This window comes from Halanaerobium sp. (assembly GCF_003070835.1).
In genome coordinates this window covers 23,931-40,865 of sequence record NZ_QBLR01000009.1, presented here as the reverse complement: position 1 = coordinate 40,865, position 16,935 = coordinate 23,931, and the positions used below count along the sequence as shown (strand labels likewise).

The following is a 16,935-nucleotide window of genomic DNA, read 5'->3' as shown; positions in this document are numbered from 1 at the left end:
TTTTTATCTGTTATAAAGTTATAATTAAATAAGACAAAGTTTATAGAAACCGGTTTTTATAAAGCTAAAAAATTATTAGTTCCCGGTTTTTAGTAATTCTAATTATACTAACATGTTAGTGTAAACGATAAAAAATATCAGTTTTACAATTAAAATCTACTCTAAACAAAATAATCTGGATAATCTCTCTTCAATTTTTCCTGGTCAAACTGAATTCGGCTAATATGAGATTCCATTGTCTTTTTTGCCTTTTTGGGATCTCTATTTTCAATTGCATTAATAATTTTCTGATGATCTCCAATAACATCAGATCGGTTAAAGTCAGCTGATAAACTGAGCATTCTCATCCTATTTAAATGGGTACTCAACTGTTCAATTGCTGTCCAGATATTGGCCATATTACAGCCTGCAAAAAGCATTTCGTGAAACTCATTATCGTATTCAAAAAGTTTTTGATAATTATTTTGTTTTAAACTTACCTTTTGAATCTGTAAATTTGCTTCTAAATCAAACATTTTTTCCTCTGGGAAAATATCACAGGCAAGTTCAACTATTTTGATTTCTAGAGCTTCCCGCATAAACTTTGCTTCCTGTACCTTGTCTAAATCTATATATGAGACAAAAGTACCTTTCTGAGGATAAACATCAATTAAACCTTCTTCTTTTAATTTTACAAAAGCTTCCCGAATTGGAGTCCGGCTGACTCCAAACTCCTTTGCTATCTCTTTTTTGCGCAGAGGTGTTCCAGGCTTCAAAGAAAGGTTCATAATATTTTCCTTTAAAACATTATAGACATAGTCTTTCATATTCAAATTTTTGTATTCATCATGTTTAGCTAAATTCATAAACTCACCGCCAATCAGTATATTAATAATACTAACATACCAGTTTAGAATTGTCAAACAATTAACAAATATTTTTACAGTTTTTCTAAAAAAGTGCCTGCTGGCAAATCAAGCTGATTATATAAATTGGCTTCGCTGGGATTATCCTTCCAGGCATAGCGGAGATATTTAGGGTCCTCTACTCCTTTAGTATCGATAATAACCTGATTATTATTTAATTTTGCTTTTACTGTTTTAAATTTCTTTTCTACTCCTGCCAGTTCAAAGCCCTTTAACTGCTCACCTTTAACTTTTAAGCCTCCAGCAAGATTGTTGAATTCCAGAATTATTTGCTTCTCTTTTTTAGTTAACTTTTTTAATTCCGGTCCACTGTAGACCACATCTTCTCCATAGGCCAGCTTGCGGGCTGCTAAATAAAATCTGTGAGCCACGTCTTTTTTATTTAAAGGATGGAGATCATTCCACTCTCCTAAGTCAAGGTTAACAGTCATTGCAGTATTTTCAAGCTTTAAAGCATCACGCTGTGCATTACGGAAAGCTGCCCAGATTTCTCTTTCATTTTCCTCAGGTGGCTCAAAGTTTGGCAGTTGGGCATAGATAAAGGGAAACTTACCCTGGTTAAATCTCTGGCGCCAGAGTTTGATCATTTTAGTAAATAAGTCTTTATACTCCTCTTCCCGGCCGGTATTTGATTCACCCTGATACCAGCAGACTCCTTTTATCTTATAATTAAGCAGTGGAGCAATCATTGCATTAAATAAACCAGTAGGCTGCCACTGAATAAAAATTTCTTCTTTTTTATCTTCTTTAATCACAGCAGCAACTTTATATTTCCATTCGCCCTTCAGATCAATTTCATTTTCTCCGAGGAAGAGCTTATATGGTTTATCAGCTACAAATTCTCCCTGACCGTCATTAACAACAACTCTGACTGCTATTAAATTCTTGCCCGCCTTTAAAATCCCTTTTTTCAGCTTATATTTACGGGGGGGATATTTGTAGGTTACTGCTCCTACTCTTTTACCATTAACATAGGCTGTATCTGCATCTACAATCCTCCCCAGCCAGAGTCGAGCTTCATTTTCTGCCTCAGCTTTAGTCAATTCAATTTCTTTTCTAAACCAGACAACACCATTTTTGTTGGCAAAGTTGAGCCGGTCAAATTTAGTTGGAATCCTAACTGTCTGCCAGTCAGAGTCATTATAAGCTGGGTCAAAATAGTGTGGCTTGTTATTTAAGCCCCGATCATTTTCATAAACTCTTTTTGCCCATTCTTTATTAACTTCAAGATTATGTGCTTCAGCTGCTTTAATCTTTTCCGGCTGAGCAAATTCAGCTGCTACTTTTAAATATTCCGGATATTCTGCCAGTGACTTTCTGCTCATCCAGGCTTCAACTGGTGAACCACCTACACTGGCGTTTAAAATTCCTACTGGAACTTCATATTTTTCATTTAATTTTTTGGCAAAGAAATAAGCTAAAGCTGAAAAGTCGCTGATAGTGTCCTGAGAAACTTTTTTCCAGCTAGCTCCCTTAATATCTTTATTTTCATCTTTAAAATTATAGGTGATTGGTAATTTAAACTCTCTAATTTGATCATTTCCTGCCGCTTTTATTTCCTCAGCATAGCGATCTTTAACCCGCTGCATCGGTAGTTCCATATTTGACTGTCCTGAACAGAGCCAGACTTCGCCGATTAAAATATCGCTGACTTTAATTTCTTTATCAGCAGCAATAATTTTCATTTCAAAAGGGCCACCAGCCTTTTGAGCCGGTAAAAACAGAGACCATTCCCTCTCAGCATTGGCTGCTGTCAGATATTCTTCTTCCTTAAAAATAACTTTAACTTCCTCCTGAGGCAGAGCCCAGCCCCAGATTTTAATTTCTTCATTTTGCTGTAAGACCATACCATCATTAATTAAAGAAGGTAATTTTAAATTTATATTCTGCATCTATTTATACTCCTTAAGTTTATGTATTAAGAGCAGGGTAGAAAACTACCCTGCCAATTTAATATTTATTAAAATTTTGCTTCAGTCATTGCTCTTAACATATCTTCACTTAATTCAAGTTCCAGGCTGCCTAGAGCTTCTTTAAACTGCTCATCTGTAGTTGCTGCAATCAGGGGAATAGCATTGGGCTCTCTATTCATTAACCAGTAATAGACCAACTGGTTTCTCGTTGCTCCTGTTTCAGCAGCAATTTCATCTAAAACTGCCAGCCTTTTATCAGTATCCGGACCCTGATACTGATCTTTAAATTCTTTATTCGGGTTTGTATAAGCACCCTGAAGCAGGGGAGAATAGGCTACTAAAGAAATACCGGTATCTTCTACAAATTCAAATAAATCCTGGTTTGCTGCCACCTGATCCCCAAAACCCCAGCCGCTTTTGGGCCTTAAATAAGAATAACGCTGCTGAACTGCACTGTAGCTCTGCCAGTTATTTCTGATGGCAATCTGTCGTGCCCGTTCCAGCCTCCAGGCTTTAAAATTACTGGCACCAATTGCTCTAACTTTACCCTCTGTAATCAATTCATTAAAGGCTTCCAGTGTTTCTTCCATTGGCGTATTAAAATCATCAGTATGAGCATAATATAAGTCAATATAATCAGTACCCAGTCTTTCTAAACTTTTATGAAATTCTTCTTTGATCTGCTTTTTACTGCACCCATATTCGGTGCCGGGATAGGGAAAACCAACTTTAGAAGCAATGATTACCTCAGAACGGTTATTTCTTTCCTTAAGCCATTTACCGATCATTTTTTCACTTTCTCCACCCTGAGTCTGATCACTTATCCAGTGAGAATACATATTGGCGGTGTCCAAAAAGTTTCCTCCAGCAGCAAGATACTGATCCATTCTTCTAAAGGATTTCTCCTTACTGTCTCTGGCACCAAAGTATAAACAGCCTAAACCCATCTGACTGACCTGAAGCCCTGTCTTTCCAAGCTGAACTTTTTTCATGCTGAAACCCCTCCTTTTATATCTATTATATTACATATTTGTACCCGGTCCAAAACGTCTTTTTTGGACCGGGTACAAGTGAATATTATAACAACACTAAGCTATTTCACAAAAATCAGGTTTCCAAGTCCGGACATGTTTCTCCAGCCTTCTCCACTCTGATCATTCCAGATAGCTACTCCATCTCTAGTGCCATCACCATTTCCGTCATCATTTACCTGAAAATCAAAACCGATAATTTGACCTTCTTCGGCAGTGATTTCCACAAAAGGAACAGCAGCTTCGACAATATAGCCGGTTTCAGTTACTCGGGTAGCTGTTTTCAGGCCTTCTCGCTCTGGGTTAAATGACTGCTGATTTAAATAGTTAATTCTATACTGAGTATCATCTGACTGATATTCAGTACTTTTATCATTATTTTCGTCGACAAATATCTCAACAGAATCCTCTTCGTGTACCTGCTCACCAGCCAGGCTGAGCGCTGAATCTTTTACTTCTGCAAAGATGTATAAAGTATTTTCATCCCACATAGTCTTAACTTCAGCAGTAGCTGGATTTTCACCGGAAATTATTTTCTCCGTTTTGATTGTATTGGCCTTCTCCCAGCTCTCATCCATTTCCGCATCAATTTCTGCTTGACCGTAAACTGCTTCTGTAATTACTGGTTCTTCTTTTAAATTTAAAGTCCCATAATTCTCTGCACTTTCAGTCTGCTTTTTAGTAAAGTCATTCCAGATAATAGAGGTTTCAGATTCTGCATCATTAATTTTAAGATCAAATCCAACTTGATCTCCAACCTTTAAATTCCGACTTTCTACCGGTATAACTGCTTCAATCAAATACGAATTATCTTTTTCTACTGCTGCAGTTTTTAAATTGGATTCTCCACTTCTTTTAATCTGGTAATGTTTTATTGCTTCAGAATCAGCAGTTTTTGCATTTGCTTCATCTACAAATATTTCTAGAGCATCTTCAGCATTTTTACTCTCATCTTCAATCTGAGCATAAAGATAAATATTGTTTTCATCCCAGCTCAACTTAACTTCTCCACCGAGATATTCATTTTCTTCTAAATCCAAAGTGTCTCCGCTATTCTGCCAGATCAAATCACTTTCAGCATCAATCTCTGGGCTTCCTTGAGAAATATCGAATTCTTTGGTGATTACAGGTAGTCTATCTGGATTAACAACTCCCCAGAAAGCTGGTTTGGCTTTTAATGACTGGTCAAATAAAAGCGGCCAGTTATTTCTTTCTACCGGGAAACCTGTTAACCAGGTGTGGTCATCTGCAATTCCCCAGAGAGTAACATTAGTAATTGAATCAGAATACTGTTTAAAGAGATTAAAAATCTCACGGTAGCGGTGTCCCTGCTTAACAGCTAGCTCCTCACTAAAGCTGTCATAACTCTGACTATTATTTGTATAGACACTTAGGTCTAGCTCAGTTATCTGGAGATCCACTCCCAGAGAAGCAAATTTGTCTAAAGTCTTCTCCATTGTAGCAATTGAAGGTGATTCAATATTAATGTGGCCCTGCATTCCAATTCCATCAACCGGAATATCTTCTGCCAGCAGCTCTTTAACAACTCTGTACATAATATCTCTTTTAGCCGGATCTGATAAAAGACTGTAATCATTGATATATAGTTTTGCCTCCGGGTCAATTTTATTAGCATGGATGAAGGCTTCTTTAATATAATCAATTCCCGCTATTTGATACCACTTACTATTTCTGAGTCCATTGGTTTCAGTTGAAGCAGGATCAATCGCTTCATTTACAACATCCCAGCTATCGATATCACCCTTATAATGCTCCATTGTTTTTTCAATATGCTTTCTCATTCTATCTAAGAGAACTTCCTTAGAAACTAATTCTCCCTCTTCATCTTCAAAAAACCAGTCGGGAACCTGACTGTGCCAGACTAAGGTATGACCTCTCATTACCATCTCATTTTCTTTAGTAAATTCACGAATCTTATCCCCACCAGTAAAATTAAATTCGCCTTCTTCTGGCTGAACTGTCTCTGGTTTCATTACATTTTCTGCAGTTAGACTGTTAAAATGCTTTTTTAAAATTTTGCCATGTTCTCCTTCTAGCTGATAGGGCTCAATGGCTGCTCCAATCTTAAAATGATCTGCATAAGCCGCTTTTAGAGAAGGAATATCTGCTTCCATTTTCTGCACGATTTCACCTTCCTTTTTAATAACAAGATCGTCAATTAAAAATTCTAATTCGGCATTAGCTGATTCCGCATACAGGGTAATTCTGTCCATACCGGAATTAATAGTATAATTTCCATTCAGTTCAACCCAATCAGAGGCAGAAGCTTCAACACTGGTAACATTATCCCAGGAATTGCTGCCATCCTTATTATTTTCTGTACTTAAAGTAATTGTTGAGTTCTCAGAACCTTCCACAAGTTTAACCATCATTGAAAAATTATATTCTTTGTTTTCTTCAACAATATTATGAATGTCAAGACTTGGTCCATTCCAATTTTGAGTTCTGCCCCTGACCAACAGACTCTGACTGCCGCTTACTGCAGCAGAATCAATAACTTTTAGTACTACTCCTTTACCTCTAGGCTTCCAGCTGCCCATCCCAGCTTCAAAATCAGTTTGATAGACTACTTCGGCAGCTGCTGAAGCTGAAAATAATACAGCAGAAAGTAAAATTAAAATTACAACTAAAAACACATCCTGTTTGATTTCTCTTATAAAGTTCATTTAAATCCCCCTGGTTAGAATTATTCCTTAACTTAATTTTCGCAATATTTATCTATATTAAAAAGAGAAAACTTATCAAAAGCAAATTTAATTCTGCTTCAATAAGCTTTCTCTTAAGTTGTTAAGAAAATATTAAGCTTTAAATCAAATTTATTCTTTTACTCCACCAAGGGTCAGACCATGGACAAAGTACCGCTGCAGAAATGGATAAACAACTGCAATTGGCACTGTAACAATAATAGTCATAGTTGCTCTAATAGCACGGGGAGTAATCTGAGCAGATTGAGCTGAATTTGATAAAGCCTGCTGCATTGAGCCTGACATTGAATTGGCGGTAGCCAGAACTTTCATCAGCTCATACTGTAAAGTTGAGAGAGCTGGATTGGACGAGTTATAGAGGAAAACATCCCACCAGGCACTCCAGTGATAAACTGCTGTAAAAATAGCAATTGTTGCCAGTACAGGTTTACTCAGAGGTAAAATAATTTTTAAGAAAATAGTAAACTCTGAGGCACCATCAATTTTAGCTGATTCGATTAAACTTTCTGGTAAACCATTGATATATGTTCTAACAATAATTAAGTTAAAGGCTGCTACCAGTCCAGGCAGGACATAAACCCAGAAGTTGTTAGTTAAACCAAGCCGCTGGTAGAGGAAGTAAGTTGGTATCAACCCTCCCTGAACATACATTGTTAGAACATAGATAAAGGTAATAAACTTTCTTAAAACAAAATCTTTGCGGCTGATTACATAAGCCAGCATCGCTGTTAAAAAAGTTCCAAAAACTGTTGTCAAAACAGTTCTGGCAATAGAAACACCTGCTGCATGAAAAATTTGTTGATCTGTTAATAATGATTCATAATTAAAAGTTGTAAATTCACGCGGCCAGAGATAAATTCCACCTTTAATACTGTCTCTTCCCTCATTAAACGAAATTGCCAGTGTGTTTAAAAATGGATAGAGAGTCACAATAATTAAAGCTATTAAAAATGTATAAATAAATAGATCTAATAAAATATCATCCCAGCCTCTTTTTTTGGCTCTGATCATAAGAATTTATTCCTCCTTTTAAAGTAATCTTTCCTCGCCCATCATTTTAGCTATTTGATTGGCACTAAAAACTAAAACAATACTAACTAAACTTCTAAAAATACCTGCTGCAGTAGCAAAAGAATAACGCATCATTTTCAGGCCAAAATCAAGCTCAAAAATCCTAAAAATCCTTGAATATTCAATTACTCTTCCATTGCTGAGCAGATAAATCTGCTGGAAGCCCATATTCATCAAGCGGCCAACATTGATAATTAATAAAATTATAATAACAGGTTTTAAAGCTGGTAAGGTGATATATCTAATTCTCTGTAATCTGCTGGCACCATCAATTACTGCTGCTTCGTATAAACTTGGGCTGATTGAAACTATTGAGGCCAGGTATAAAATTGCTCCAAATCCAACTGTTTTCCAGACATGAGAGGCTCCAACTATCCACCAAAAAAGTTTTGGAATTCCCATAAACATAATAGGAGAATCGACAATTCCCAGATTCAATAAGAGATCATTTACAATTCCATTAGTAGAAAGAGCATTCATCACCAGGTTAGCACCTACAACCCAGGAAATAAAATGGGGTAAATAAGAAATTGTCTGGGTGATTTTTTTGAATTTAGCAAATCGTACTTCATTTAAAACCAGGGCAAGTAAAATTGAAAAAAACATACCTGATAAAAGCTTAATTATACTCATAGCCAGTGTGTTTCTTAAAACATCAAAAAACACTGGATCTGATAAAAGTAATCTGAAATTCTCTAAACCAACCCAGGTCTGCTCAAAAAATGAATTCCCCGGCCAGTAGTTTTGAAAGGCCATTAACCAGCCCCATAAGGGTATATATTTAAATATAATTACATAAATTATAAATGGAAGTGACATTAAAACTAAGGCTTTCTGCTTCCATAGTTTCTGCCAGAAAGTATCTCCACTGCTATTCACAAATATTCCTCCTTCAAGATTTGTACTAATTAATCAAAAAATATAAAATTTTTATTTAGGAGCAGGAAGCTGAGCTTCCCACTCCAATCATCAATGATAAGCTTATAAACTAGTTTTTACCAGTTTTCCATTCTCCAGTCAATCTGTTTTTGATATTCTTTAATTTGAGCATCCATTAAACCATTAATCTGTTCAGTATAAGCATCCCAGTTAGCTTCGAACTTCTCTGTCGAATCCATTACCAGAGTTGGAACATGCTGTACTAAAGCGTTAGTCATTCTTGTTGATTCAATCTGAGCTTCAGAATTTGTAGGTAAGGTAATTGTCCAGAGTGGGAAATATTTTCTGTCTTCAAATGGCTTATTATATAGTCCTGTAAAGGATTTAACCCCATAGGCATCCATTACTTCTTTTTCCGCTTCTGAACTGTTTGCATAAATTGCACTCGGCTGTCTGCTGGGCATAAAACTGTTTCCATTAGGACCAAGACCAGTTAGACTTGGGAAGGCATTATAGAAATAATGACGGCCAAAAACATCTCTAACCCAGGATGGATCCTGGAACTTTTTAAGCTGTTCTTCAGTGCGGTAGAACTTTCCATTTTCATCTACCTGATAGTGCTCACCTTTAATACCCCATTGAATTAAACGCTGTGTTTTTAAACTAACAAGATAGTCTAAGTATTTAATTGCAGCCACTGGATCTTCACAGGCAGTTGTAATACCCATACCCTGTGTAGTCTGAACATATGGCTTATCTCTCATATGCTCTTCAACAATTGGATCATAGGTCACAGGGAAAGGTACCATAATGCTGTCGGGTTTTTCATTAATTAGAACTTCCTGAGCCTGCTGAACCTGCCAGTACTGGTTAAGTGTTCCTAAAACCCGACCGGAACTGATTTTTTGTAAATACTGGTCAAAGTTAGAAACAAATGCTTCTTGATCTACAACACCTTTATTGTACATTTCATTTAATTTCTTATAATAATATTTTTCAGTGTTACTTCCATAGTAAGGTCTAACTACATATTCGCCACCTTCTTTAACTGGTACAAATCCACCTTCATTTGGATAACCCATTAAGTGCATAGGACCATTGGTGGTTGCAAATCTTCTCCAGCCATCAAATAAAGTAGTATACCCAATTGTTTTTTGCCCATTATACTCAGGATGTTCTTTTTGATATTCTTCAATTAACTTAAAATACTGATCAAATGATTTAATTACAGGATAATCATTTGCTTCCAGTACTCTTTTATTAATGAAAAATCCTACTGATGGATATCTTCTTTCAGCTGGCTCAAAAGGAATGGCTAACTGAGGCAGGTAATAAATATTACCATCATCTTTTTTTAGAGATTCCAGATGATTTGCATAATATTTTTTGATGTTTGGAGCATGTTTTTCGATTAAATCATTCAGTGGAATTAAAGCACCTGCTTCCACAAATTTGTCAGTAAAATGAGCTGCTACCAGCATATCAGGATAATCCTGACTGGCGATCATTAAACCAACTTTCTGCTCTAAATCTCCAACAAGATATTCTCTGTTCAGCTTAACACCAGTTTCTTCCTGAATAATGTCACCAACAATTGATGAACCAGAATAATCAGGTAAGGAAACAGAAATAAAAACATCGAATTCCTTTAAATCATCCTGGGCTGCTGCTGCAGCTGTAAAAGCTAAAGACAGAACCAACATTAAAATTAAAATACTTAAACCTTTCTTCAAAATAAACCCTCCTTATAATTTTGATGTATATTTGATAAAATTGAATCAATTTTATCCGAAAATTAAGAATCACATAGACTAATAAATTCTAAAATTGCCGCTTAAGGCCAGTAAAGCAAATAAATAAAGAAAATTGTCATAATAGCGGCGCTCATCTTTTCTCAGCTCAGCTTCCCAAAAATCTTTTAGATATTTTTCTGTAAATTTATTTTCTCCAGCCAGTGATGCTGCTGCATTTGCAGATTTGAGCCCGAGATAATGTAAATAATCAGGTTTTTCTAATTCCTGTCCGTCTATTGAGTATTTTGTATATTCCTCTTTATCAGCAAAAAATTCCTGTAATTTATAAGCTTCTTCCTGCTGCCAGGGGTCTTTATTAAACCAGAGTGAATCAACTCCAATATTAAAAGCTACCCGGTAGGCATCACTGTAAAAATCTCCATGTCCCTCTTCAAAACGAGGGCTGCCGTCATATTCAGCATATTCAGCTGATAAACCGGTTTCAGGATGACAGGAATGCTGCAGATATTTGCGGCTCGCCGCTGCAGCTTTAAGCCAAAAATCCTGATCTTTTTCATTTCCCCAGCGGGCAAAGAGTTCGTAAAAATGCGGCAGATGATAGGAAGGATCTGAAAACTCAACTCCCGGGACAAATTTAATTAAATAATTATCGGGATTCCACATTGGATCCCCAGGAGAATTTTCTCCTTTATGAACAACTTCATTTAAAATTTCTTTTGCCTGCTCGGAATAATTTAAAGGTTCTTTACCGTCTCCCCATCTTCGGGAAGCTAAAAGTAAAGCCATTGCAAAATATTCTTCTCCATCTGGAGCAGGTCCATCAAAATTTTTATTTCCCTTACGGTCACAGGACCAGGCAAAATAACCTTTATATTTTCCTGCAGGATGATACATATATTTTTTGGTCCAGCGCCAGAGCCTGTCAAAAACTTCTTTTTGATCAAGTTGAACTGCTGCCATCATTCCATAAGACATTCCTTCAGTTCGAACATCATTATTCCCAGTATCAGTAATATAAGCCATCTGATCTTCAGTTTGATGATAAAACTTTAAGTCCTGGTCGAAAAATAGAGATTCCCAGGTCTTTTCAATTTTTGCTTCTATATCATTCTCGGAATAACCATGTTTTTTTAGCAAATTTTGATACTGATCTGAATAAAAAGCTCCTTTTTCTCCCAAATAATCCCCTCCTTTATAATTTTAGAAACCGGTTTAAAGTTTGAAAATTAAAAAACTAAACTTGATTTCTCTATAGAAACCGGTTTAAATTATCATAAAAAATTATTAAATTTCTCTGCAAGTTTCTCCAATAATTAATCTGGTAGGTAAAATAATCGGCGAAAATGATTTCTGATCTATAATATTTAAAAGCAGCTTTGATGCTGCCTTACCCAGTCCAATCTGATCCTGAGCAATGGTAGTCAGATGGTAATGTCTTCCCACTTCAATACTATCAAAGCCGATAACTGAATAATCTTCGGGGACATTCAAACCTGCCTCCCGGATTGCCTTAATAGCACCAATTGCAATCAAATCTTCGGCAAATATTGCTGTCGGTTGCTCTTCTAAGCGGAGAATTTTCTTCATTGACTGATAGCCGGTTTCCATACTATAATCACCGTCAAACATCCACTTGGAATTATAAGGGAGGTTTAGAGCTTTTATAGACTGCTGAAAACCAACAAATCTATCTGTAGAAACTTTAAAGCCATTAAGACCTCTGATCATTGCTATCTTTTTGTGTCCCAATTTTGCTAAATATTCTACAGCTTTGCGGGCTCCACCGGTATTATCAGAAGTCACATAAGAAGTGTTAGATCCAACAAGATCTAAATCTATAAATACAGAAGGTATCTCAGACTTTAAAAGCCTGTCAAACTGAGCTATATTAACCTTTCCATAACCCATCATAATAACTCCATCAACATTTCTGTTTTCACACTTTTCCTTGTAGCTGTAGTCAACCCAGGATTCATCCCACTGCTTATTTGTAAAATACAGAAGATCATAACCTTTATCTCCCATAACAGCTTCGATTCCTTCAAAAACTTCTCTAAAGAAGAAGTTATTTAAAATCTGAGGACCAAAAATACCAATTGTATAAGATTTTTTGGTTGAGAGACTTCTGGCTACTGAATTAGGCCAGTAATTATTTTCTTTCATAATTTTTAATACCTTTTCTTTAGTATCATCACCAACACCTGAATAATTATTGATTACTTTAGAAACTGTTGATTTTGATACTTTTGCTTTTTTTGCTATATCATTGATTGTTACCATTTTGTCACTTCCTTCGAAACCGGTTTATTTAATCATACTAAAAAAATTATCTGATTTCAATAGGAAATGATAAATTTTTCTTGTTTTTTTAAATTTTTTGAATCTTAACTCAAGTTTATGAAAGTTTTTTTAATGGAGTGGGCGATAATTTAACCGCCCACTCAGCTTTTAGCAGGTAAAAATTTATATTTAATTATTTAAAATATACTGGTTTAATCTAGCTTCCAGCATTTCCTGATGTCCGGAATAATTTTCAACTTCACCAAGCTCCATAGCATATTCTGCTAATTCTTCCAGGCCAACTTCTTTATTGACAATCTTTTTACCGATTCCACTTTCATAGCTTGCATATCTTTCAGCTACAAAATCTTCTAAGACTCTATCTTCTAATAGTTTATTAGCAATTTTTAGACCTTTAGCAAAAGCATCCATTCCTGCAATGTGACCGTAGAATAGATCTTTCATTTTAAAGGACGGACGGCGAACTTTTGCATCAAAGTTTAAGCCACCTTTACCGAGACCATTGTTCTTAAGGATCTCATACATAGCCAGAGTTGTTGTATAAATATTAGTTGGGAACTGATCTGTATCCCAGCCGAGTAATAAATCTCCCTGGTTGGCATCTACACTACCGAGCATATCATTAATTCTGGCATAGTGAAGCTCATGCTCAAAATTATGACCGGCTAAGGTTGCATGGTTTGCCTCGAGATTAACTTTAAAGTGATCATCTAAATTATATTTTCTTAAGAAAGCAATTACATTAGCTGCATCAAAGTCATACTGGTGCTTTGTAGGCTCTTTTGGTTTTGGTTCAATTAGTAACTGACCATCAAAACCAATTTTTTCTTTATACTCTACTGCCATTTCTAAGAAGCGGGCCAGGTTATCCTGCTCCAAGGCCATATTTGTATTGAGCAGAGTTTCGTAACCTTCACGGCCGCCCCAGAATACATAGTTTTCTCCTCCCAGTCTTTTGGTTGCTTCCATTGCCTTTTTAACCTGAGCAGCAGCCATAGCAAATACATCTGCATTTGGAGAAGTAGAGGCACCATTCATAAAGCGGGGATTGGTAAACATGTTTGCTGTTCCCCAGAGCAGCTTAATCCCAGTCTCATCCATCTTTTCTTCAATTAAATCGACAATAGTATCTAAATTTTTGTAGCTTTCAGCAACTGTCTTTCCTTCAGGAGCAACATCGCGGTCGTGGAAGCAGAAATAGGGAGCTCCCAGCTTATCCATAAAGGTAAAGGCCCCTTCAACTTTAGCCTTTGCTCTTTCTAATGGGTCACTAATATCTGCCCAGGGATAAACTCTGGTTCCTGCACCAAATGGATCTTCACCGGTATCAGCAAAAGTGTGCCAGTAAGCAATTGAAAATCTTAAGTGTTCCTCCATTGTCTTGCCACCGATTTTTTCTTCCGGATTGTAATACTTAAATGCCATTGGATTATCAGATTCCGGACCTTCATACTTCACCTTTTTAAAATCTTTAAAAACATTTTTCATAATTTGATTACCTCCGTTTTGTTAGAAATATAAGTTTGAGACATTAAGAGCAATATTAATTTAGGTATTAATTTAAGTGTTAAATTAACTCTCTAATTATATTATTCAAGACTAAATTAAAATCTCCTGCTTTTATTTTTATTTTTTTTAAAAATTTTAGTTTAAGCAGCAGATTTTTTATTTTTGGTATAAATATCAACCCAGACTGCAAGAATTAGAATTAAACCTTTGATAATTGACTGCCAGAAGTTCTCTACATTCATCAAACTCATACCATTATCAAGACTGGCCATTACTACAGCACCAACAACTGCTCCCCCGACTTTACCAATACCACCAGCAAGACTGGCTCCACCAATAACACAGGAAGCAATTGCATCTAATTCAGCACCATCACCAGCTGCTACTGAGGCAGCACTCAGCCTGGATGTTAAAAATATACCTCCAATTGCAGCCATTAAGCCATTGAGCATAAAAACCGTCAGTGTAATTTTTTTGATGTCTATCCCTGATAACTTTGCAGCATCACTGTTACCTCCAATTGCATAAATATAGCGGCCAAAAGTTGTTTTGTTGGTTATAAATGAAAAGATAGCCAGAAAAATTGCCAAAACCATCAAAGGTATTGGGATTCCGCGATAGGCATTAAAAACCAGAATGAAGACTACCAGTAAAATTACAGAGACGGCAATCTTTAAAATTTCAAATTTTAAAGGAAGGACATCAAAACCATATTTCAATTTATCTTTTCTAGACTTTAGCTGAATAAATATAACAGCAAGTCCAACTACCAGTGCGAAAATCAAGCCTGTAATATCAGAAAAATATCCTTTACCAAAGTAGTAAAATAAGTCACTCATTGGTCCGATTGTTGTACCACCAGTAATCCCAACTAATATTCCCCTAAAGATCAGTAATCCACCCAGGGTAACAATGAAGGAAGGAACTTTTCGGTATGCTGTCCACCAGCCATTCCACAAACCTAAAATTAAACCTAATAAAAGTGTTAAACCAATTGAGAAAACTGGATTCATACCCTGCCAGACATCTAGAATAGCAACTACTCCGCCTGCCAGTCCAACCAGAGAACCTACCGAAAGATCAATATGTCCCATAATTATGACCATCACCATTCCAATGGCCAGCATTGAAGTAAATACAGATTGTCTAAATAAATTGGAAATATTTCTAGCTGTTAAGAAATCACCACCGGTGGTAAAAGAAAAAATAATCCAGATTGATACCAGAGCAATAATCATCATATAAGTTCTAAAGTCAAGTTTTATTTTTTTGTATTAGCCATTCATTTCTCCCCCTGTTGCATAAACCATTATTTCTTCCTGACTGATATCCTTATCCCTGTTATCGAACTCTTTAGTAATTTCCCCCTCATGCATTACAATAATCCTGTCGCTCATCCCCAGTATTTCAGGCAACTCTGAAGAAATCATAATTATCCCCATCTGATCTTCAGCAAAATTATTCATCAGTTCATAAATTTCCTGTTTGGCACCAACATCAATCCCTCGTGTTGGCTCATCCATAATTAAAACTCTTGGAATTTTTACAAGGTTTTTCGCTAAGATTGCCTTCTGCTGATTACCACCACTTAAATTAACGATCTTTGTATTTAAAGATGCTGTTTTAACATTCAATTTATCTACCAGTTCAGAAGTCTTTAAGATCTCTTCATTTTCATCAATAACTAAAAAGTTTTTAAAGTTTCCTAAAAATGAGATTGAAATGTTTTCTTTAACACTCATCGGAGGAATAATCCCAAATCTTTTCCGGTCTTCAGAAATAAGAGCAATTCCTTTATCTAAAGCCTCTTTGGGAGATTGAATATCCACTATTTCATTATCTAAATAGATATCTCCTGTTTTGCTGCCTGGTAAATAACCAAAAAGAGTATTAGCAATTTCAGTTCTACCAGCACCAATCAGGCCAAAAATTCCTAAGATCTCCCCCTCTGCCAGCTCAAAAGAAATATCTTCCAGGATTTTATTACCCTGATAATCATTAAGATTTAAATTTTCAACCCTTAAAATTTCCTTACCTGCTTTATTTATTCTATCAGGAAACATCTGCTCGATCGAACGACCAACCATCATTTTTACTACTTCTCTCTCATTTAATTTATCTTTAAAATCACCACCAATATAGGCACCATCTCTTAAAACAGAAATATAATCAGCAATTTCAAAAACTTCATTTAACTTATGAGAAATATAAATACAGGTTACCCCTTCAGATTTTAAATCACGCAGAATTTCCATTAATAAATCTACTTCATTATCTGTTAGTGAGGCAGTAGGTTCATCCAGAATTAAAAGTCTCGAGTTTTTAGCCAGAGCTTTTGCAATTTCAATTAACTGCTGTTTCCCAACTCCAAGCTGCCCGACTTTAGTTGTTGGTTTAACTCCTTCTAACTTCATCTTTTTGATCCACTTATTTGTCTGATCATACATTTCATTCCAGTCTATATAACCTTTTTTAGCAATTTCATTACCCATAAAAATATTTTCTGCTACATTCATTTCCTCAAAAAGTGTTAATTCCTGATGAATAACTGCTATTCCGTTTGCTTCAGCCTGATGAATATTTTCAAATTCTTTTTTTTCTCCTTCAAGAAAAATTTGTCCTTCATAACTCCCGGCGGGATAAACTCCACTTAAAACTTTGATTAATGTTGATTTACCCGCTCCATTTTCTCCACAAAGAGCATGAATTTGATTTTTTTCAACCTGAAAAGAAACATTATCTAAAGCTCTAACTCCAGGAAAATCTTTGATTATATTCTCAGTTTTCAACAAAACATCTTCCAAATCACTCAGCTCCTTTCATAAAGGAAAGAAAAGGGGAGATTT

At 35.8% G+C, this 16,935-nt stretch carries 12 protein-coding genes; all 12 read right to left on the bottom strand.

Translation table 11 applies throughout. The features are described 5' to 3' along the window. Positions 1-161: 161 nt before the first annotated feature. Positions 162-845, bottom strand: coding sequence for a GntR family transcriptional regulator (locus CI949_RS02195; RefSeq protein ID WP_108140053.1), 684 nt, complete (start codon positions 843-845; stop codon positions 162-164). A gap of 74 nt (positions 846-919) precedes the next feature. Continuing rightward, positions 920-2,797 carry a sialate O-acetylesterase gene (locus CI949_RS02190; protein ID WP_290762669.1) on the bottom strand — a complete coding sequence of 626 codons (1,878 nt, stop codon included), beginning with the start codon at positions 2,795-2,797 and terminating at the stop codon, positions 920-922. A 68-nt stretch (positions 2,798-2,865) separates the two neighbouring features. After that, on the bottom strand, positions 2,866-3,810 hold the full coding sequence (locus tag CI949_RS02185; RefSeq protein WP_290762667.1) for an aldo/keto reductase: 945 nt from the start codon (positions 3,808-3,810) through the stop codon (positions 2,866-2,868). Between the two features lie 101 nt (positions 3,811-3,911). Next, positions 3,912-6,536: an endo-1,4-beta-xylanase gene (locus tag CI949_RS02180; protein WP_290762665.1), complete on the bottom strand. Its 2,625-nt coding sequence runs from the start codon at positions 6,534-6,536 to the stop codon at positions 3,912-3,914. Between the two features lie 150 nt (positions 6,537-6,686). Further along, entirely contained in the window at positions 6,687-7,586 is a 900-nt protein-coding gene (locus tag CI949_RS02175) for a carbohydrate ABC transporter permease (protein ID WP_290762662.1), read from the bottom strand. Between the two features lie 18 nt (positions 7,587-7,604). Beyond that, complete coding sequence (locus CI949_RS02170; RefSeq protein ID WP_290762660.1) at positions 7,605-8,525, bottom strand: sugar ABC transporter permease; 921 nt, start codon at positions 8,523-8,525, stop codon at positions 7,605-7,607. Between the two features lie 116 nt (positions 8,526-8,641). After that, positions 8,642-10,258: an extracellular solute-binding protein gene (locus CI949_RS02165; protein WP_290762658.1), complete on the bottom strand. Its 1,617-nt coding sequence runs from the start codon at positions 10,256-10,258 to the stop codon at positions 8,642-8,644. Positions 10,259-10,336: 78 nt separating this feature from the next. After that, entirely contained in the window at positions 10,337-11,458 is a 1,122-nt protein-coding gene (locus CI949_RS02160; RefSeq protein ID WP_290762657.1) for a glycosyl hydrolase family 8, read from the bottom strand. A 105-nt stretch (positions 11,459-11,563) separates the two neighbouring features. Further along, positions 11,564-12,559, bottom strand: coding sequence for a LacI family DNA-binding transcriptional regulator (locus CI949_RS02155; RefSeq protein ID WP_290762655.1), 996 nt, complete (start codon positions 12,557-12,559; stop codon positions 11,564-11,566). A 189-nt stretch (positions 12,560-12,748) separates the two neighbouring features. Beyond that, entirely contained in the window at positions 12,749-14,068 is a 1,320-nt protein-coding gene (gene xylA, locus CI949_RS02150; protein ID WP_290762653.1) for a xylose isomerase, read from the bottom strand. Between the two features lie 161 nt (positions 14,069-14,229). Next, positions 14,230-15,327, bottom strand: coding sequence for a sugar ABC transporter permease (locus tag CI949_RS02145; RefSeq protein ID WP_365941422.1), 1,098 nt, complete (start codon positions 15,325-15,327; stop codon positions 14,230-14,232). Positions 15,328-15,363: 36 nt separating this feature from the next. Next, positions 15,364-16,893: a sugar ABC transporter ATP-binding protein gene (locus tag CI949_RS02140; RefSeq protein ID WP_290762650.1), complete on the bottom strand. Its 1,530-nt coding sequence runs from the start codon at positions 16,891-16,893 to the stop codon at positions 15,364-15,366. Positions 16,894-16,935 lie beyond the last annotated feature (42 nt).